Source organism: Microbacterium sp. 22303 (assembly GCF_052045265.1).
Taxonomy (GTDB): domain Bacteria; phylum Actinomycetota; class Actinomycetes; order Actinomycetales; family Microbacteriaceae; genus Microbacterium.
This window is the reverse complement of record NZ_JBQEOQ010000003.1, coordinates 494,289-512,189: the sequence shown is the minus strand read 5'-3', so window position 1 is coordinate 512,189 and position 17,901 is coordinate 494,289. Positions and strand designations below refer to the sequence as shown.

General features: G+C 63.1%; 18 protein-coding genes and 3 pseudogenes. 11 read left to right on the top strand and 10 right to left on the bottom strand.

The window, feature by feature from the left end; all coding sequences use genetic code 11:
• Positions 1-1,073: pseudogene (locus ACTJI8_RS11895) on the top strand (hypothetical protein); the annotation flags it as partial.
• Positions 1,074-1,320: 247 nt separating this feature from the next.
• A complete protein-coding gene (locus ACTJI8_RS11890) occupies positions 1,321-1,851 on the top strand; it encodes a type IV toxin-antitoxin system AbiEi family antitoxin domain-containing protein (protein ID WP_440733656.1) in 531 nt (176 codons plus the stop codon).
• A gap of 79 nt (positions 1,852-1,930) precedes the next feature.
• On the opposite strand, the gene ACTJI8_RS11885 is transcribed toward ACTJI8_RS11890, so the two are convergent.
• A complete protein-coding gene (locus ACTJI8_RS11885; RefSeq protein WP_440733641.1) occupies positions 1,931-2,449 on the bottom strand; it encodes a hypothetical protein in 519 nt (172 codons plus the stop codon).
• Between the two features lie 93 nt (positions 2,450-2,542).
• On the opposite strand from ACTJI8_RS11885, the gene ACTJI8_RS11880 reads away from it, so the two are divergent.
• Positions 2,543-3,094: a hypothetical protein gene (locus tag ACTJI8_RS11880; RefSeq protein ID WP_440733640.1), complete on the top strand. Its 552-nt coding sequence runs from the start codon at positions 2,543-2,545 to the stop codon at positions 3,092-3,094.
• A 70-nt stretch (positions 3,095-3,164) separates the two neighbouring features.
• On the opposite strand, the gene ACTJI8_RS11875 is transcribed toward ACTJI8_RS11880, so the two are convergent.
• Positions 3,165-4,223: a hypothetical protein gene (locus tag ACTJI8_RS11875; protein WP_440733639.1), complete on the bottom strand. Its 1,059-nt coding sequence runs from the start codon at positions 4,221-4,223 to the stop codon at positions 3,165-3,167.
• Between the two features lie 145 nt (positions 4,224-4,368).
• The gene (locus tag ACTJI8_RS11870; RefSeq protein WP_440733638.1) at positions 4,369-5,037 is read right to left on the bottom strand and encodes a hypothetical protein; all 669 of its coding nucleotides are present in this window, start codon (positions 5,035-5,037) and stop codon (positions 4,369-4,371) included.
• Positions 5,038-5,314: 277 nt separating this feature from the next.
• Here ACTJI8_RS11870 and ACTJI8_RS11865 point away from each other — a divergent pair, with 277 nt between their 5' ends.
• Positions 5,315-6,151 (top strand): Abi family protein, encoded by an 837-nt coding sequence (locus ACTJI8_RS11865; protein ID WP_440733637.1) that lies wholly within the window; start codon positions 5,315-5,317, stop codon positions 6,149-6,151.
• Between the two features lie 346 nt (positions 6,152-6,497).
• Positions 6,498-6,881 carry a hypothetical protein gene (locus tag ACTJI8_RS11860; RefSeq protein WP_440733636.1) on the top strand — a complete coding sequence of 128 codons (384 nt, stop codon included), beginning with the start codon at positions 6,498-6,500 and terminating at the stop codon, positions 6,879-6,881.
• An 18-nt stretch (positions 6,882-6,899) separates the two neighbouring features.
• Here the strand turns inward: ACTJI8_RS11860 and ACTJI8_RS11855 are convergent.
• A pseudogene (locus tag ACTJI8_RS11855) lies at positions 6,900-7,517 on the bottom strand (tyrosine-type recombinase/integrase); the annotation flags it as partial.
• Between the two features lie 137 nt (positions 7,518-7,654).
• Between ACTJI8_RS11855 and ACTJI8_RS11850 the strand changes: the two are divergent.
• A pseudogene (locus tag ACTJI8_RS11850) lies at positions 7,655-7,990 on the top strand (integrase core domain-containing protein); the annotation flags it as partial.
• A gap of 172 nt (positions 7,991-8,162) precedes the next feature.
• Here ACTJI8_RS11850 and ACTJI8_RS11845 read toward each other — a convergent pair.
• Genes ACTJI8_RS11845 through ACTJI8_RS11825 form a run of 5 tightly spaced genes read right to left on the bottom strand, consistent with a single transcriptional unit; the run spans position 8,163 to position 12,354 of the window.
• Positions 8,163-8,948 (bottom strand): N-acyl homoserine lactonase family protein, encoded by a 786-nt coding sequence (locus ACTJI8_RS11845; protein WP_440733635.1) that lies wholly within the window; start codon positions 8,946-8,948, stop codon positions 8,163-8,165.
• Between the two features lie 21 nt (positions 8,949-8,969).
• Complete coding sequence (locus ACTJI8_RS11840; protein ID WP_440733634.1) at positions 8,970-9,377, bottom strand: carboxymuconolactone decarboxylase family protein; 408 nt, start codon at positions 9,375-9,377, stop codon at positions 8,970-8,972.
• A 25-nt stretch (positions 9,378-9,402) separates the two neighbouring features.
• The gene (locus ACTJI8_RS11835) at positions 9,403-10,290 is read right to left on the bottom strand and encodes an NAD(P)-dependent oxidoreductase (RefSeq protein WP_440733633.1); all 888 of its coding nucleotides are present in this window, start codon (positions 10,288-10,290) and stop codon (positions 9,403-9,405) included.
• Positions 10,287-11,024, bottom strand: coding sequence for a GntR family transcriptional regulator (locus tag ACTJI8_RS11830; RefSeq protein WP_440733654.1), 738 nt, complete (start codon positions 11,022-11,024; stop codon positions 10,287-10,289). Before ACTJI8_RS11830 ends, ACTJI8_RS11835 begins: the two co-directional genes overlap by 4 nt.
• 10 nt (positions 11,025-11,034) lie before the next feature.
• Entirely contained in the window at positions 11,035-12,354 is a 1,320-nt protein-coding gene (locus tag ACTJI8_RS11825; protein WP_440733632.1) for an MFS transporter, read from the bottom strand.
• Positions 12,355-12,672: 318 nt separating this feature from the next.
• Between ACTJI8_RS11825 and ACTJI8_RS11820 the strand changes: the two genes are divergently transcribed.
• Genes ACTJI8_RS11820 through ACTJI8_RS11805 form a run of 4 tightly spaced genes read left to right on the top strand, consistent with a single transcriptional unit; the run spans position 12,673 to position 16,473 of the window.
• Complete coding sequence (locus ACTJI8_RS11820; RefSeq protein ID WP_440733631.1) at positions 12,673-14,130, top strand: aldehyde dehydrogenase family protein; 1,458 nt, start codon at positions 12,673-12,675, stop codon at positions 14,128-14,130.
• Between the two features lie 27 nt (positions 14,131-14,157).
• On the top strand, positions 14,158-15,285 hold the full coding sequence (locus tag ACTJI8_RS11815) for an alcohol dehydrogenase catalytic domain-containing protein (protein WP_440733630.1): 1,128 nt from the start codon (positions 14,158-14,160) through the stop codon (positions 15,283-15,285).
• Positions 15,282-16,037, top strand: coding sequence for an SDR family oxidoreductase (locus tag ACTJI8_RS11810; protein ID WP_440733629.1), 756 nt, complete (start codon positions 15,282-15,284; stop codon positions 16,035-16,037). The genes ACTJI8_RS11815 and ACTJI8_RS11810 overlap by 4 nt, the downstream gene beginning before the upstream one ends.
• A 52-nt stretch (positions 16,038-16,089) precedes the next feature.
• Positions 16,090-16,473 carry a nuclear transport factor 2 family protein gene (locus ACTJI8_RS11805; protein ID WP_440733628.1) on the top strand — a complete coding sequence of 128 codons (384 nt, stop codon included), beginning with the start codon at positions 16,090-16,092 and terminating at the stop codon, positions 16,471-16,473.
• Between the two features lie 51 nt (positions 16,474-16,524).
• Here ACTJI8_RS11805 and ACTJI8_RS11800 read toward each other — a convergent pair whose 3' ends face one another.
• Positions 16,525-17,202 carry a GntR family transcriptional regulator gene (locus ACTJI8_RS11800; protein ID WP_440733653.1) on the bottom strand — a complete coding sequence of 226 codons (678 nt, stop codon included), beginning with the start codon at positions 17,200-17,202 and terminating at the stop codon, positions 16,525-16,527.
• A gap of 115 nt (positions 17,203-17,317) precedes the next feature.
• Between ACTJI8_RS11800 and ACTJI8_RS11795 the strand changes: the two genes are divergently transcribed.
• Complete coding sequence (locus ACTJI8_RS11795; protein WP_440733627.1) at positions 17,318-17,734, top strand: GFA family protein; 417 nt, start codon at positions 17,318-17,320, stop codon at positions 17,732-17,734.
• Positions 17,735-17,901 lie beyond the last annotated feature (167 nt).

Genomic DNA, 17,901 nt, shown 5'->3' with positions numbered 1-17,901 from the left:
TGGGTGGCCTCGCTTTCGCCCGTCACTATGGCCTCGTTTTCAACCATCGCCGACAACCCCCGGATTTCCGGGGGTTTTGTCGTATCCGGGCGCGTTCGAGGGTCGTGCCGCATCAGCTTTGTGCCGGTTTTGTGCTGGTCGCGGCGCAATCAGTAGTACTCGATGTCGGTGGTCGCCCGCAGACTCGTCTTGTGACTGACGGATACTACGGGAGCCGCGCGATTCCGATCGATGATCCCAGTGAACTCGCCGCGGTGCAGCACATCCGGGCCAGGTTGGCGCTGGTGCCGCAGATCGCTGAACGGTGGAATCGAATCGCGCGCGGGAACGCAGGTCCGCGAAGCGAGTTGGCCTTCGACGACGCTGTTACGCATTGGACACGCGTCAGTTCCCACGTCGTCCACAATCTGCATCATGCGGTTGACTGCCTGCGCGCGCTCGGTGTTCTGATCCCGCCCGAGGGGGAGCTCACCATTCCCTATGTCGCGCACTTCCCGGTCGCGCGCTCAGGACTCGAGGCCGCTTCGACTGCGCTTTGGATCTTGCATCCGGATGATCCCCGACAGAGGATCGAACGCCATTTGCGAAACCTCTGGCGAGAGGTCAGCGATGAGGCGTCGCTCACGGGTGCTTCGGAGCGCCTGGCGACCGGTGACATGCTGCATCTCGTGGATCGGCAGCGCAAGGCGCAGAAGGCATGGAAGCGGAAGTACGTGGACCAGATCCGGGCGGTTGCGGCGCGAGCAGGGGTGGCCGATCCCACGTTGGGAGCGTTTGCCGTCGGCTTTGCCGAGATTACTCGTGAGGCCACGCTCGCGACCGGACTACCCGGCGGGTATGGGGAGATGGTGTGGCGGATGATCAGCGGCCTGAGCCATCCATCGATGCTCCGTACCGTTCGCTTCATGGCGCGAACGGAACTCGCCGATCGTGAGGACGGGATGGTCAACATTCAGATCACCAACGACACGCAAACCCTTCAATACACGGTGGATGCTCTCGTGCTCCAGCTCACGACGGCGCTGGACGTCCTATCGCGGCGCAAGCTAAAGATCGGACTTCCGATCGTGTAACCACCGAGGTCGGGCAGTCGGCGGAACGCAGTCTGCCGGTCGGACGTTCGGGCCGTCCTCGAACCAACGACAGCATTCGTGCCGTCCTCGAACCAACGACAGCATTCGTGCCGTATTTAGGGTACAAATGCTGTATGGCTGGCGCAACGATCGCACGCCTCGGCCCAATCGCTGCTGAGCGTTGGGGCAGTTCACGACGGCGCAGGCGGCCGAGGTCGGTGTATCGCGGAATGTGCTTTCGGGCCTCGTGGCAGCCGGTGCCATTGAGCGGCTGGCGCAGGGCGCGTATCGAATGGCCGGTGCGCCGACGGCTGAGCCGCACATTGATGCGATCCGGGTCCACTGGCTCGCTCTGGGTGGCGCTGAGCAGCCGGTCATTGCGGCGAAGAAGACTGCAGCGACCCTGCATCGGATCGGTGATTGGTTCCCGGCGCACAGCGAGTTCGTCACGCCGACCCGTCGAACGACGCGACTTTCGGACGTGAGAGTACGCACACGACGACTTGATGAAGTGGACGTCGTCTATGTCGATGGACTTCCGTCCATGAAGGTCGAGCGCACGATCGCTGACCTTGTGGAAGCGAGGGAAGATCCATCGCTGATATCGGACGCCCTTCTGCACGCGGCGCAGCACGGAACCCTCCTTAGACCGCGACGACTTGCACAGCTCCTCGACCCGCTGGCACGTCGAAACGATCAGGCGACGGGTGTGGCCCTTGCGGAGCGGCTGATGCTCGCTGGTGGAATGAACGAGGCATGGATAGCCCGTCTTCGCTGAGCGCTCGCCACCAACGGTCGCCACGACGCGACTCACCTCGGTGGTCGTAGCGGAAGTACTGCGCCGACGGAGATCCGCGTTAAGCACCATTTGGTGAGGGTGCGCCGGTCCGGGGGATTGAAGCGACCCAGTCATCGCCGATATCAGCTCCGCAGGATGCCTCGAAGACCTCTCGAAGTGGCGGCAGCTCGAAGCGATCGCTCCAAAACTCTGTGGCACCTGCGACCTGGGCGATCCAGAGGGGTGGCTCGACGCGGAACTCGTCGGCGATGATCAGGCACTCGCCTTCGCGAACCCTTGCAACCCATCGATTCGGCACTTGCATTGTGTCAACCAGCGTTCCGCCGATCTGGGTCAGCATTCGGAGACGCGAGGAGTTGACGCGGGTGAGCCCGACTTTGGTCACGGCGGCCTCACGGTAGCGAATCACGTACACAACGTGCGGTTCCCACCAGCCGTCGGTGATCTCGCGCATCCACTTGTCAAGCGGTGCGGAGTCATTGAGACGATCGCGGGCGTATTCAACTGCCATCCTCGTGATGTGGAGGTGCTTGTCTCCTCCGTTCCACGACAGGGTGCTCGCTGCGATGAACTCCACGCAGCCATCTCCAGTTGGGCGTGGGTGTCGAGAAGCAGCGAGCCAGCTGCGGGCTTGAGTCGCCGTCGGATTGGTCGTCCACCATCCGAGGCCGTGTGTCTGAGACTGGATCGGCAGTTCACACCCGAGGATGGCCTCGATCTCCTCAGAGGACAGGACGATAACTATGGATACGTAATCACCTCGAGCGACTTCCAGCGTGGCGCGCTGACCGCAGCCGACCTGACGAACCTGCGTCTGGTTGATTGGGCCACGTTCCAATCGGAGTTTGAGGGTCTGTGGATCGAGAACCATCTTCGCCCGTGGGTGACGGAGCGACTTGACCCCCTCCTGTCCTACGTCGAGCCGATTCTGCCGCGTGCGTTTGAAGGACTCTCCGAAGGTGGAAAGTTCGCTTTCCTGGAAGTGCGAGAGCGCTACATCGATTTTGGCGCGATCGTCATGCTGTTCACGACCTACGGAACATTCATTTCTCCGACAGTTCCGCCGCTGCCGCTCCGCGCGCAGTTCCCGCCGACTGCCGACGCAGACAAGATGCCACCCGGAATACTCGATGCGACCGCCTACGGCGACCTGCTCGACATTCTCATCCCCCATGGAGAGCGAGCCATTGCAGAGCTCCGAAGGCCGAACGGCTCAGTTTGACAACTTTTTCACCGACCTCACTGCTCGCGTCGTTATCTGTGCGCTGTGCGACCGGCATACGTGCGGCTGGTCAGCCGACGTCTGAGGTGTCAACCCCGGCTTCCGCTGCCCACTCGGCGATCGCGAGCGCGTACCTGCCCTGGTTCTGCCGGGTAGCTGCTTCGAGCACAGGCCAGACACGAGCCATTATGGTCGCGTCGTCCATCGCAGCGAACCACCTGCGAAATGCGTCCCGTGACCCCTCTCCATAAGTGAGGACGAGCATGTCGAGCATGCTCACGCGTAACCCCGCCGCGCCGATGGAATTCTGCATGGCCTTGGCGGCGGGCATCTCGCCAGCGGCCCTCCATGCAGCGCCGGTGCTGTCATAGGCGACATCGATGTTGAGTTGAGGAGGGATGCGGGGCAGGTCCGTACGTCCCATGATGAGGATAGGCAGCGCGATGGTGCGCACCCAGTCGACGGTCTCACCGACTTCCTTCATCAGCGTAAGCCACTGCCCCGTGTGCGGTCGCTGTACGGCGACCTCGGGCCAGATCGAGAAGAGCTCACGAGTCCCGAGCGGCACCGACGCCAGCACTTTCCCCACCTTCATGATCTCGAGCGAGTCCATCGGCTTTCGGGTCAAGTCCGAGTCGCGCGTCACCTGCGCCACTCGCGTGACTGAGAGTGAGGGCTCGCGATGCTTGGCGTAATTCGTGTGTGCCGTCAGGACTCGAAGCGGGTGGGCGTCGCTGTCCTTACGCTGAAGCGGCTGGAGGCGTAACAGTCGCTCGTATAAGTCGTCACCCGGCGCGAAAAGGCCGGTCGACGCCCGGTGCTTATGCTTCGCCCACATCTCGAAGTCTTCGAGCCTTGTGAGCGCCGGCACTTCGAGCGCCTTCGACTCTTGCCCGGAGAGTGGGCGGTCGAGGCGATGCCCTACTTCGGCGAAAAGACAGTGCTCGATGGCGTTTCTCGCCGCGTTGAGGGCATCCGCGAAGAGCCGACTAACTGCCTGCGGCAGTGGTGCAATGCCGACCAGCACCATGTGCTCTTCGGTTGCCGTGACCCGCCTTTCGAGTTTCACGGGTTCACCGCTTTGGTAGCGCTCGAGCACGCTGGTTAGGTTTGCGACGATGTTGTTCACGTGCGCGGTCGTGAACAACGCATGACTCTGATGCTCCGGTAACCACCCGCCTGCTGCCGCTGCTCCCATAGTTATGAATCGTATGGGGGCGTCGGATGCGCGACGTACGATCTGACAGTCCCAAGTTCGAGTCAGCCAGTGAGAGTCAGCGATCTCTCTGGTCTAGCCAGTTAGTCACCTGAGTCTTGAAGGGTTGCAGGCGCCTGTATGCGTCGCGAGCGAATGAGACTTGCCAATCGAGATCGCTCTGCCGGAGTTCCGCGTGGATGTGAATGTAGTTCCGTGCCGTGTAGAAGCCCGCAATCTCATTTCCCAGATCGCCATCGATGATCCCCAGCGCCACCGCCGCCGCAACCTTGCTGTCGAAGCGGATCTTTGATTCTTGGGTGCGTTTCGTTGCTTGGACTGCCCCCACTATGTCAGCGGCATCCGCTGCGTTGAGATTTCGAATCTTCTCCATGATGTGGCCTGACAGCGGTCGCTCGACGAGCGCCCTGTATTCGAAGAGCCTCTGAACCTCCGGCTTATCCGTCGCTTCGGTGAATAACAGATAGTGGATCAGGGCTTCATAGATGGAGGCGTACTGCTGAACCTGCAATTGAACCTGAGCTTGCATCGCCCAAGGCTCGTTGATTCGCAGACCCTCCCAGAGTTTGTAGAGGTACCTCGCTGCGTAGAACTCCTGCCCAATCCGTCGCCGCAGTTCGATGTCGCTGACGAAGTCGAAGTAGTCCACGTGCCAGTCGATGTCTCCGGGAAGATCCTGGCGCGCATACTCGACTGCTTCAGTTCGGACCGGCTCACGCAGGGGCATCGAGATCCTTCCATGTCGGCTCTACAGAGTGTGGCATGCATCTCGTCGGCCGCAGGCGGCGGATTCGCGCCTCGCGCGATACTTGGACACCGATCGCCCGGAAGGATCGCGGGAGGACCGGCTACCGATCCAAGCGTGATAGCGTGTGAGTAACACGACCGGTTCCGCTCCCTTGGGAGTCCAGGGCCGGTCTTTCTTCTACCGGAGTACGGGGTTCGTGGAGCCGAAGCCGCACAAGACCTATCGCGAGCAGGTTGCCCTTCTCGTGGATCGCGGGATGCTGATCGACGATGAGGATGCGGCGATCGCGCTCCTGGGTCGCGTCGGTTACTACACGCTCAGCGGCTACTCGTACCCGTTCCGTTTCAAGGACTCGACCGGGGTGCGGACCGGTCGTTTTCGCCCCGGCACCTCGCTGACGCAGGTCGAAGCGATATGGGAGTTCGATAATCGCCTGCGTGCGGCGGCGTTCGGACCGCTTCAGCACGTCGAAACTTACCTTCGCGCGCTGCTCGGGTATCATCTCGGCGAGGTCGACCCGATGATCCACCGCAAGCCCGAGCTGCTCTCGATGGACCGAGCGTCCGACTATCCACTCTGGATCGCGAAGCTTGAGCGGCAGGTCAGAGACTCACGCGAAGAGTTCATCGTCCACCATCGCGAGAAGCGCAACTCCATCGTCCCGATCTGGGTCGCTGTCGACGTTCTCGACTGGGGAGGGCTCTCGCATCTGTACAGCTTTGCGCCGCTCGGCGTCCGCGACAACGTCGCCCAGGCGTTCGGGCTGAACGCTGCGCAGCTGAAGTCTTGGGTCCGCGCACTGAACGTCGTCCGCAACGTCTGCGCCCACCATTCGCGTCTCTACAACCGGTACTACTCACTGACTCCGAAGCTGCCCCGACGCGGCCAGTACCCGGCCCTGGACGCGATCGCGCCCGCGAAAGACAGCACCTTCGCGATGCTCACTCTCCTTCAGCACCTCGCGCTGAACACTCTTGGCGCGAACACGCGACTTCTGCCCTCCGTGCTTCGCACCTTCCCCGCCGACAGCGGCATGGAATTGACGTCGATGGGCGCGCCGGCCGAGTGGGCATCGTCCACCCGTTGGCAGTGACGGACTTGATGAGTCGTGGGAACTCATCACAATTGCGATTGTCGGGCATCGTGCTCGCGCCAGGGTCGCCGGCCCATTCTGAACGAGATATTCCCTGATCAATATAGAAAAGCCAAGTCGTACCCATGGCATTCCAGATGCGTCGAGGTTTGAGTGCGTAGCGTGAGGTCGCGGGTTCAAGCCCCGCTCCTGCTACAGAATGAAACCCCCGATTCCCCCGGGGGTCTTCGCGTGTCTGGCCCGACTGCGCCGCGTTCTCGCTCCCTCGGAAACGGGCCTCACACTTCGCGCCATCGGTCGCGTGCGCGATCTGACACGGCCGGCATCTGCGTCACCTACTCATGTGGTGAGCTTCGACATCTACTTCCAGCGTTTCGAGAATGGCGACGCCGGATCGGGAGGCGGCGCTGCGGCGGCTGAGGCGCTGCGCGCGTTTCTGAGGCCATCCCCGGAGAACCCCCAGCGAGTAGAGCACCCGGGTGGCTCGGCGGAGATCTACGGCCTCAGCGACAGCGGCATGATGGCGACGCACGTCGCCGGCGGCGGCGAAGAGATTTGGGATCTTCTCGTCTCGACGGCACGAGTGGCGAACTGGACGATCATGCCTGTCGGCTGCCCGGTGTGTGTCTTCACCGCCGAGATGGAGGCCGCGCTTCCCGAGGGCCTGGGCGTGGGCGTCGAGATCATCGAAAGCGGAGCGGATCTCCTGCGGGTTATCGCCGAGAGCTAGCGGGTTCGGCTCCACGACTCATGATCGTGAGGCCGCAGGTTCAAGCCCGCTCCTGCTACCGATCGAAACCCCCGGATTTCCGGGGGTTTCTCGTATCCGCGCCGAGTTTGCCGCGCTCTCAGACCCTTGAAAAGTGGTCTCACGATTTGCGGCGTTGATCGCCGTGTGAACTGCGAGTGCTGCCTCGGTGCCCGAGAGATGCGTATCGCGCTCCGTCGTCGTGATGGATGCGTGCCCCGCGACCTTCGGTATGTGCGCTGGGGCGATCCCTTGTCGGGCGAGCCGTGAAAGGAACGTGTGCCGTAGATCGTGGAACTGGAGCGGGCGTCCGTCAGCAAACGTCGCGATCTGATCGCGTATAGCGTGCCAATGCACCGCACGCGCGAGGTTGGTGCTATCGAACGGTCCGCCGAGCTTGCCGGTGAAGATGTGTTCGCGACCGAGACCGCGCGCGGCCTCGAGCCACGGCATCAGTTCGACGAGGATCGGCACCCGTCGGGACTTGCCGCTCTTGGGCGCCTGCTCAGCAAGCCGCCCGTGACCGTCTGGTGAGAACGGTCGCCGCACAGTGACGAAGCCCTGCCGCTCGTCGAGATCCTCCGACCGTAGGCCAACGAGCCCGCCGAGTCGCAGTCCGGTGGATGCGAGGCCAGCGAGCGCCCGTTGCCCGGGGGGTGGAAGCTTGTGAGGATGAGCATTCGGCGTACCTCAAGGTCGTCGAGGGCGCGGGGTGTCCATTCCGCTTCCCGCGCCTTGCCACGGTTGCGCGGCAGTCAGCGGCAGGGGTTCGCGGGAGCAGGCCGTCCATCACGGTGCTGTCCGAGCACCTCGCGTTGGAGCAGATCGCCCCGTCGGCCGGGTCCGTCGGCGACGCGTACGACAACGCCCTGATGGAGACGATCAACGGTGTCTACAAAGCCGAATGCATCCGCACCACCGGGTTCCACGGCGGCCCGTACGAGACGATAGCGGACGTCGAGTTCGCGACCGCCGGCTGGGTCGACTGGTACAACCACCGCAGGCTCCACGGTAGCCTCGGAATGGTCAGCCCCGACGAGTTCGAGCCGACCGACTACGCGGCCCACCAACCAGAGCCGCGCCCCGCATAGAAGCGGCAAAGAACCTGGGACGGACCGGGGCGTCGACCGACATGTACTTGGTCGACAGGTACTCGTTGATCACGACGTCAGCGCCTTCGCGCCCGTACCTGCTGTGTTTATGCCGCCGAACGGCGCAGCGTCAGAGGCGGGGGCACCGACAAGCCACAAGCAGGGGGTGAGTTCATCCGAGTACTCCGATGTCAGACGTGACCGATGTCATCGTTGCCAGCGCTCGCGCATCGTGACCGGGGACCACATGTGTGGCTCCGTCATTCAGCCGCCTGCGGATCAGGTCGAACACCCGATACGTCGCCGGGAGATCCATTGACGAGATGAATGGCATGTCCCGCTCCAGCTCTTCCGAGAAATGCAGCGCGTCAGAAGCCAGAAGGACTGCTCCGTCGGATGTATCGACCTCCACCATTAGCTGGCCGGGCGTGTGGCCGCCGACCGGCAACACCCGAACTCCAGGCGCGATGACAGCGTCCTCGCTTATCGCGCTCAGCTTCCCTTCGTGGCGAAGCACGATGAGCCGATTCACCTCGGTGGGTTCGGTGAAGTGCCCGACCAGCGGCTTGTCCAACGCACCGCTAGTCGCGAATTCGAGCTCCGCTTCCGCGACGTAGACGTGCGCGTTCGGGAACCTCGAGAGGTTTCCGATGTGGTCGTAATGGCAGTGGGTAACGATCACCGTGTCCACATCCTCCGCGCGCACGCCGAGCGTGGTGTGGAGCATGTCAATGGGGTCGTGAAGAACGACCCGGGCTCGGTGACGGGCGACGTCTGCGTCAAACCCCGTGTCGACCACGATCAGTCGCTGCGCGCTCTGCAGCACCCAGAAGTAATAGTCGACCGTGTGAGGACCGTCCGGCTCGCCGTAAGAGGCGTAGTCGAGGAACACGTGAGCGCGCGTAGTCTCACGTGTTCCGTGCCGAAGCGTATAGACGCGGTAGGTGTCACCGCTCATGTGCGGCGTGTCCATCGGTGTTCAGCCGTTCTTACCGCTGTGGACGGCGACTGTGGGCTCGAGGACATCGATACCGATGACTTCCTGCCATGCTTCGACACCCCACTGGAATGCGACGATTCCGGCCTCGGGAAGCGCAATCTCGATTGCCTCGAGGATCTCCTCGGCGGAGAGTCCGAGATCGAGGGCGACCTGGATGTGGCTCTTGAGCTGCGGCTTGGGGGCACGCATCACGGTGAGGCTGAGGATGAAGAGCAGCTCTTTCGTGGTGCGGTCCAGTCGGCGCTGGTCGAGGTAAGCAGCGCTGACGACGTGGTTCGCGGCCTGCAGGACGGGGAAGTCTGCAGCGGCCATCACCTTGTGGTAATCGAGGACGTAGCCTCGCTTGGTCGCCATGTCGTCGATATAGGTCTGGGCGGCAGCGTTCATGGTGGCTCCTTATGTGTGGGTCGTATCAGGCGCGGACGAGGACGTCGTTCGCGTTCTCGTAGTAACGGACGATCTCGGTGTGGTCGGGCGGGGATCCTGCGAACTCGCGGGCGGCATTCGCGATAACGCCCGCAGCATCGGTCACGGGAGTGTCGAGACCCGCTCCGCTAGTGAGTGACTTCGCGATTGCGAGGTCCTTGAGCATGAGGTCCATTCCGAATCCGGAGGCAAAGCTGCCACTCAGCACGAACGCGGGGTACTTGACCTCGGTCGCCTGGCTGCGACCGGTGGATGCGTTGATGACGCCGAGCATCGTTTCGGGAGCAATGCCGAATCGGGCGGCTGCCGTCAAGATCTCGGCTGCAGCCGCGATGTTGGTCGCAGAGAGCAGGTTGTTGAGGGCTTTGGCGGCGTCGCCGGCCCCTGGTCCTCCGACGTGATGGACGCTGCCGGCGACGGCGTCCAGGATCGGACGTGCGCGTCGCAGGGCCTCTGGTGTCGCGCCGACCATAACGGCGAGTTCGCCGGTCTTGGCTTTGGCGACACCTCCGGACACGGGAGCGTCGATGTAGGCCATGGATCGCCTGGATGCCCGCTTCGCGAGTTCTGCCGTGCTGCCGGGTTCAGAAGAGCTCATGTCGATGATCAGCGATCCTGCGGGGAGCTTGTTCAGAAGCTTCGTATCCTCGACCAGGAGTGATTCGACGATGCGAGAGTTCGGCACCATCAGGACGACTGTGTCGACGCTATCCGGCAGCACGTCCAGGGAATCGATTGCGGACACTCCGATGTCTTGCGCAAGGCGCGTGGCTGCTTCCACATTGACGTCATAGAGGAGGACGTCGGCCGTGCGTGCGAGGTTGCGTGCCATGGGCTCGCCCATCGCTCCGAGTCCGATGAAGAGGATGGTCATGTCAGGTTTCCTTCCGTGGAGCGCAGGTGGGCGATGAGGCGCAGAGCGAGCTGCACCGCGGAATCCACGTGCGACAGCGAGGCGCCGTCAGCCGCGGTGGGGTCGGCGGCTTCGATGGCCCCGACCACCCTCCTCAGCTCGGCAAGCATGTGCGGAACGCGGTCAGGGGCCGCGAGGGTGGTGAAAAGTAGCTGGGCGATGCGCGCCTGCGCACTGGCGCGCATCTCGCAGATGATCGGGTTACCGCTCGACTCGATGGGTGCGTCGTAGAAGGCGTTCTCCTCGCTGATCAGATCGGCGACGTCGACCTCGGTAGCGCGTTGGGTGGGGTGGTCGAAGCCTGTGCGGAGTGCTTTCAACTGAGAGATGGAGGCGCGCTGCGCGGCAAGACGTGATGCCGCGGACTCAAGTGCCGGCCGCTCCTGATAGAGGTTGACGACATCGCCGTAGCTCAGGCCGCGGGCCCTTGGGCCCACGTTGGGAACTATCTCGACCAACTTCTCGCTCTCCAACTGACGCAGTGCTTCGCGGATAACCGTGCGGCTGACGCCGTACTCGGATTCGAGGTTCTTCTCGATCAGGCGGTCTCCCGCCCGGTAACGCCCGGCGATGATGTTCTCGCGGAGCCGGTCAAGAGCTGGGCGCGGAGAGGAGCATGTTCTCGCTGGAGCATGGGCGGTGTCCTTCCAGGGTGCCGGGCGGGGATGTTGCTCCGCGCCCGGACGGTGTGTGATCCATGTTGGCTTACTGGGCGAACTCGTCCACTCGGGCGGTGTCGTGGGTGGCGATTGCCTGATGTCCCTTCGGGGAGAAGAAGATGAACACGAAGCCGAGACCGGCCGCGACGATCATGTAGAGAGCGACCGACGCGAAGGTACCGGTCTCCGCCAGTAGCAGTGCGGCGATGATGGGCACCGGGGCGGAGGTGATAACGCCGCCGAGCTGGTAGGCGAGCGAAGTACCCGTGTAGCGGACGCGGGCGGGGAAGAGCTCGGCGGTGAAGCCGGAGATCGCCCCGTAGGAGACGGCGTGCATGATCGGCAGCGCGATCAGGAGTGCGGCGAGGATGCTCCAGAACGTACCGATGTTGAACAGCCAGAACACCGGGAAGGCTCCCAGTGCGACGATGACGCAGCCGATGAGAAGGAGCTTCCGCTTAGACGTCCGGTCGGCAAAGGTAGCGATGTAGGGCATCGACACGACCTGGATAGACGCGGCGATCATCATGGCGACGAAGATCACGCTGGAGTCGATTCCCAGGTCGGTCGGCCCGTACTTCACCATGAACACCGTGGCGATGTAGAAGATGATGTTCGGTGCGAAGCCGCACATCATGCCGACGATGAGGGCCCATTTGTGGAACTTCAGGACGTCCCACACTGGAACCTTCGGAGTCTGGTTGGACTCCTTCACCGCGAGGAATTCGGGGGACTCCGTCACCTTCAGGCGGATGTACAGGCCAATCGCGACGAGGATGACCGATGCGAGGAACGGGATACGCCAGCCCCATGCATCAAACGCGTCGTCGGGCATCAGGGTGACGAGGGCGAAGGAGCCAGCGGACAGAACGGTCCCGGCGGGAACACCGGCCTGGGGGAAGCTTGCGTAGAAGGCGCGCTTGTTCGCGGGAGCATGCTCGAGCGACATCAGGACTGCGCCGCCCCATTCTCCGCCCACCGCGAATCCTTGAAGGAAGCGGCTGATCACCAGAAGGAGCGGCGCCCAGATGCCGATCTGCGCGTAGGTGGGTAGGAAACCGACGACCAGGGTTCCGAGTCCCATGCAGAGAACGGACAACACGAGCATCTTCTTGCGTCCGATTCGGTCACCGAAGTGGCCGAAGAACGCGCCGCCGAAGGGGCGGGCGATGAAGGCGATGGCGAACGTCGCGAAAGCGGCGAGCGTCCCCGCCAGCGGATCGAGGTTCGGGAAGAACTGTGTGTTGAAGATCAGCACCGAGGCGGTGCCGAAGATGTAGTAGTCGTACCACTCGATAGTGGTGCCGATGAAGCTCGCCCCAGCGACCTTGAGAGGCGATGGTGGGGCATCTGTGGGTCGCGCCATTGCGGGTCCTTTGGTCGGAACTACGATTACCAGTTGATATGATCGTAGGATGATATTACCGTAGTACGCAAGATGGTCGATCTCCTCGATGTCGGTGCCGACAACCCGCGTTGACTCGTGTAGGAATCACCGGTTACTAGTGCGCCTGTCGTCGTGTGGAACGCCGAGCAGTCCGAGGAAACTCGTGCTGAAAGCCGAGTAGCAGCGCATCCGGTTGCGAGCGGGCCGGATTATCGTATTATGGTATTAGACAAATTCGACGAAACCGGTGCAGCCCATGACGGCGGCGCTGTCGTCGATGTACGACAGGAGTAGGACATGGACGTTTCCCCCGTCGCCACACGTGAGCGGCTCGACTTCGACGCCCCCTATGGGATGCTCATCGACGGCGAGATCGTTCCCGCTGCCACCACCTTCGAGGTCTTGAATCCCGCGACGAACAAGCCGTTCGCCGATGCTCCGAGCGGCAGCGAAGCAGACATGAACCGCGCGATCTCCGCAGCAAAGCGCGCCTTCCCCGGATGGGCGTCGCTCAGCGCTGCCGAGCGCGAGGCCTACATGGTCGCGCTTTACGATGCGCTGGAAGCGAATAGGGAGGAGTTCATCACCCTCCTGTCCTTGGAGCAGGGCAAGCCGCGACACAACCAGGCGACCTTCGAAGTCAACCTCGCGAACCCCTGGATCCCCAAGACCGCGGCATCGCGGCTGGAGACGACGATCCTAGAGGAAGATGACGAGCGCCGTGTCGAGCTCCGGCGGTCGCCACTGGGCGTCGTTGGCGCGATCATCCCGTGGAACTACCCCTATCTTCACGTGCTGTGGAAGTCCGTGCCGGCCATGATCACGGGCAATACGGTCGTGCTGAAGCCGTCGCCTTACACTCCGTTGTGCGCTCTGCGCATCGGTGAGATCGCGGCACAGGTCCTTCCGCCTGGTGTCCTGAACATCGTGACGGGTGGAAACGAACTCGGTCCCGTGCTGACCGAGTCGCCCGATGTTGACATGATCACCTTCACCGGTTCCACCGCGACGGGGTCGAAGATCATGGCGTCCGCCGCCGGAACCATCAAGCGGGTAACGCTGGAGATGGGCGGCAACGATCCGGCGATCCTGCTCCCGGATGCGGATTGGAAGGCCGCCGTCCCGAAGGTGTTCGCGGCCTCCCTCGGCAATTCCGGACAGTGGTGCATCGCCGCGAAGCGCATCTACGTGCACCGTTCGTTCCACGACGACTTCGTGGCCGCATTCGTGGACTACGCCAAGACGCAGGTCGTTGGCGACGGTATGGACCCTGCCAGCGATCTCGGCCCCATCAACAACCGCATGCAGTACGAGAAGATCCGCGAGCTCCTCGAGGACACCAAGGCGAACGGCTACCGTGTGCCGCTGGGCGGCTCGGTCGACGACAGCCGCGACGGGAACTTCGTGCCGATCACGGTGGTCGACAACCCGCCAGAGAACAGCCGAATCGTCCAGGAGGAGCAGTTCGGCCCGATCGTCCCGATCATCGCCTACGACGACGTCGACGACGCGATCGCTCGCGCCAACGCCTCGGTCTTCGGACTGGGGGCGACGGTCTGGGGGGGCGACCTCGATCGCGCACTTGACGTCGCCGACCGCATCGACTCGGGCAACGTCTGGGTCAATGAGGGCCAGAGCCACCCGTTGAACGCGCCGTTCGGCGGCCACAAGCAGTCCGGGCTGAGTGTTGAGCACGGCGACGAGGGCCTCGCCTCCCACACGAACAACAAGACCGTCGTCGTTCGCAAGAAGTAGACACGTCAGGAAGGCGGAGGTGCATCTGTGAGGGCAAAGGCGGCCGTGCTCGGCGTCATCGGGTCGGAAAGACCATGGGAGCAGACGCGCCCGATAGAGATCCGGGAGGTCGACCTCGAAGCTCCGCGCACCGGCGAAGTGTTGGTGCGGATGGAAGCTGCGGGCGTCTGTCATTCGGACTTGTCGAGGGTATCCGGTGTGCGCGAGTGCCATGTGCCCATGGCCCTCGGCCATGAGGGCTGCGGGATCGTGGAACAAGTAGGCCCCGATGTGACGCGGATCTCGGTCGGGGACAAGGTCACCATGACCTTCATGCCGCGGTGTGGTGAGTGCGCGTCGTGCCTGGCATCCGGGTGGCGACTCTGCGAACGCGGACTCGCAGCGAACGCGTCAGGGGAGATGCTGACCGGTGGAAGGAGGATCACTCTCGATGGTGCTCCGATCGATCACCACGGAGGAGTCTCCGCCTTCGCCGAGTATGCCGTGGTCGATCAGCACTCCGTCGTCGTCCTCCCTGACGCAATCCCGTCGGACGTGGGGGCGCTGCTCGGGTGCGCCGTGCTCACCGGTGGCGGTGCCGTCATCAACGCGGCGCAAGTGCGTGCCGGACAGTCTGTGGCGATCGTCGGCATGGGAGGCGTCGGCCTCGCCGCTGCGCTCGTCGCGCATGCCGTCGGCGCGCACGTGACGGCGATCGATACGAATCCCGCCAAGCTCGCAGCCGCGACCGACATCGTCGCGGACGACGCGCTCCTCCCCGATGACGCCATCAAAGCGGGCAAGAGCTTTGACGTCGTCATCGAGTGCGTCGGCCATCCCGCGGCTCTCGCGTCCGCCGTCTCGCTGACGGGGGTCGGAGGGAAGACCGTCACAGTGGGCCTGTCGCGGCCCGGTTCGACGCTCACCGTGGACGCGTTGGCGCTGGTCACCGACGCCCGTTCGCTCATCGGGTCCTATATGGGTTCCGGCGTTCCTTCGGTGGATATCCAGCTCTACTCGGAGATGTACCTCGAGGGAAGACTCCCAGTGGAGCGCCTGATCACGGGATCGACGAGGCTCGAGGATCTCAACATCGCCATGGACCGTCTCCAGGACGGCCTCGAGATCCGTCAGATCGTCCGCTTCGCGTCATCAATGGCAGGTGGTGACCAGTGAGCGAGTTCGCGGGCGATGTCGTGATCGTCACGGGAGCCGCGAGTGGCATCGGGCGAGCTGCGGCCGAGCTGATGCACGCGCGTGGCGCGCGCGTGGTCATCGCGGACATCAACGGCGCGGCAGCCGCTGCGGTCGCTGATCAGCTCGGGGACGGCGCGATGGCGGCCGCCGTCGACGTATCCGATCACAGCTCGGTCGGATCCCTGATCGAGAAGACTGTCGCGCTGTTCGGCGGTATCGACGTGCTGTGCAACAACGCAGGCTTCGGGCTCAGAGGGACTGTCGCGACGACCGACGAGGCCGCCTGGGACCGGCTGATGTCGGTGAACCTCAAGGGTGTGTTCCTGTGCTCGAAGTACGCCATGCCTCATCTGATCGCGTCCGGTCGTGGCCGCATCGTGAACACCACTTCTTATACCGCGCTCGTCGGCATCCCCGACCGCGCGGCGTATGTCGCTTCCAAGGGCGCGATCAGCGCGCTGACCCGGGCGATGGCGATCGATCATGCTCCCGACAATGTCCGTGTCAACGCCGTCGCGCCCGGGACCGTCTCGTCTCCGCTCATCGATGGCGTGATCGAGGCGGCCGCAGACCCGGTCGCGACACGCACCGAATTCAACCAGCGTTCCCCCATGAACCGAATGGGGGAGCCGAGCGAGATCGCAGAGGCGATCGCCTGGCTCGCGTCGATGCGCTCGAGCTTTGCAACCGGGTCCGTCCTCACGGTCGACGGCGGAAGCTCGTCCTGGTGACGCAGACCACCTAGAACCACAACCACCCCACGAATCAGAAAGACAGAACACGATGCCCAACATCAAGGTCGTTCCCACATCCGACTACGACGCCGTCGTCGCCACCGTGCAGAAGTACGTCGACGGCCTCCGTATCGGCAAGGCCGACGACGTCGCTCGCGCGTTCCACGAGGACGCTGTCATGTACGGGTTCACGAACGGACAGCTTCTCGGCGGCACCATCCGGAACCTCTACAGCTTCGTCGACGAGAACGGCGATGCTCCCGAGATCGCCACGCGACTCGACGTCATCGGTATCACACCGACCACAGCTGTTGTCCGCGTGGACATGGAATCCGATGCGATCGGCGCCGACTACACGGACTTCCACACCCTCCTCAAGCAGGACGGCGAGTGGAAGGTCATCGCGAAGGTGTACCACCAGTACGACAACTGAATCCGTTGAACTGAATGATGTGCGCCGCTCACAAACTGTGAGCGGCGCACATCAGCTCTCAGCCGACGGGGTAAGCCGAAGATGGGCGACGTGCTGCTTTGCGATCTCGGCGGCACTCTCGACATGCGCGATCGATGCCATAGCAGCAGTATCTGGATCCGAGTCCTCGATAGCCTCGACGATCTTGCGGATCTCATCGAGCATGTGCGGGGTCCGATCGGGAGTTCCCAGTGTGATGAAGCGAAGCTGCGCGATGCGGGCCTGCACATTCGTGAGCATCTCGCCGATGATCGGGTTGCCGCTCGCCTGGATCAGCGCGTCGTAGAACTTGTTCTTCTCGACGATGAGGTCGGCGACCGACACGGCCGCCGCGTGCTCGCGCAGATGTTCATACGCCTGCCGGACGCCGCGCGCCGCGTCGACCGATGACGATTCGGCGGCCAGGCGACACGCTGCGGACTCCAGTGCCGCCCGCACCTGATAGAGATGCACGACATCGTCGTATGTCAAGCCGCGAACCTTCGGGCCGATGTTGGGCACGATCTCAACGAGTTGCTCGGACTCGAGCTGACGGAGCGCCTCGCGAACCACCGTGCGGCTGACCCCGTAAGTGGCTTCCAGGTTCTTCTCTATAAGCCGATCGCCGGCGGCGTACTGCCCCTCGATGATGTCCTCACGCAACCGTGCGACGAGTTGCGACCGCAACGGCGCGGCCTCCCGCTGAAGCATCGACACGTTGCTCTCCCCTCGTCGTGAATCTCAAACACATCCTACTACTTGATGACCGTAGTACCGTAGTATTGTATTGCCGGGCGAAACGCCCACGTATCAAAGGAGATCACTAGTGAAACTCGAAGGGCACTGCCTCTGCGGAAACGTGCAGTACTCCGCAGACACCGAAGTTCAGTTCACGGCCGTCTGTCACTGCACGGATTGCCAGCGCCAGACCGGGGCCGCCGTGTCGCTCGTGATCGGCATCGACGACGACGCGCTCTCGATCGAAGGCGACTCGCTGAAGACGTTCATCACCCATGGCGAGGACCACAAGAGCAACACAAACCGTTCCTTCTGCGGCAACTGCGGCTCGCCTTTGATCAGCAGGATCGATGCGATGCCGGGCCTGGTCTTCGTGAAGGCAGGAACGTTGAATGACACTTCCTGGCTTCAGCCGACCTCGGAGCTGTGGCACCGGTCGGCGCAGCCCTGGGTGCCGCACATCCCCGGGGCCGAGATCTTCGAACGCGGGATTCCGGTCGACTGAACGATGACATTCTGAACGCCCCACTCGCGAGATCGCGGTGGGGCGTTCAACGTTGCCTGTGGATCCGTGGGCAGCGCGGAAATGACACCGTACACAAAAGGGTAGTACCTACAGTAAATGACCGTACTGTTGCGGAATTGTCCTTCCGTCTAGCGTTGACATTGTGA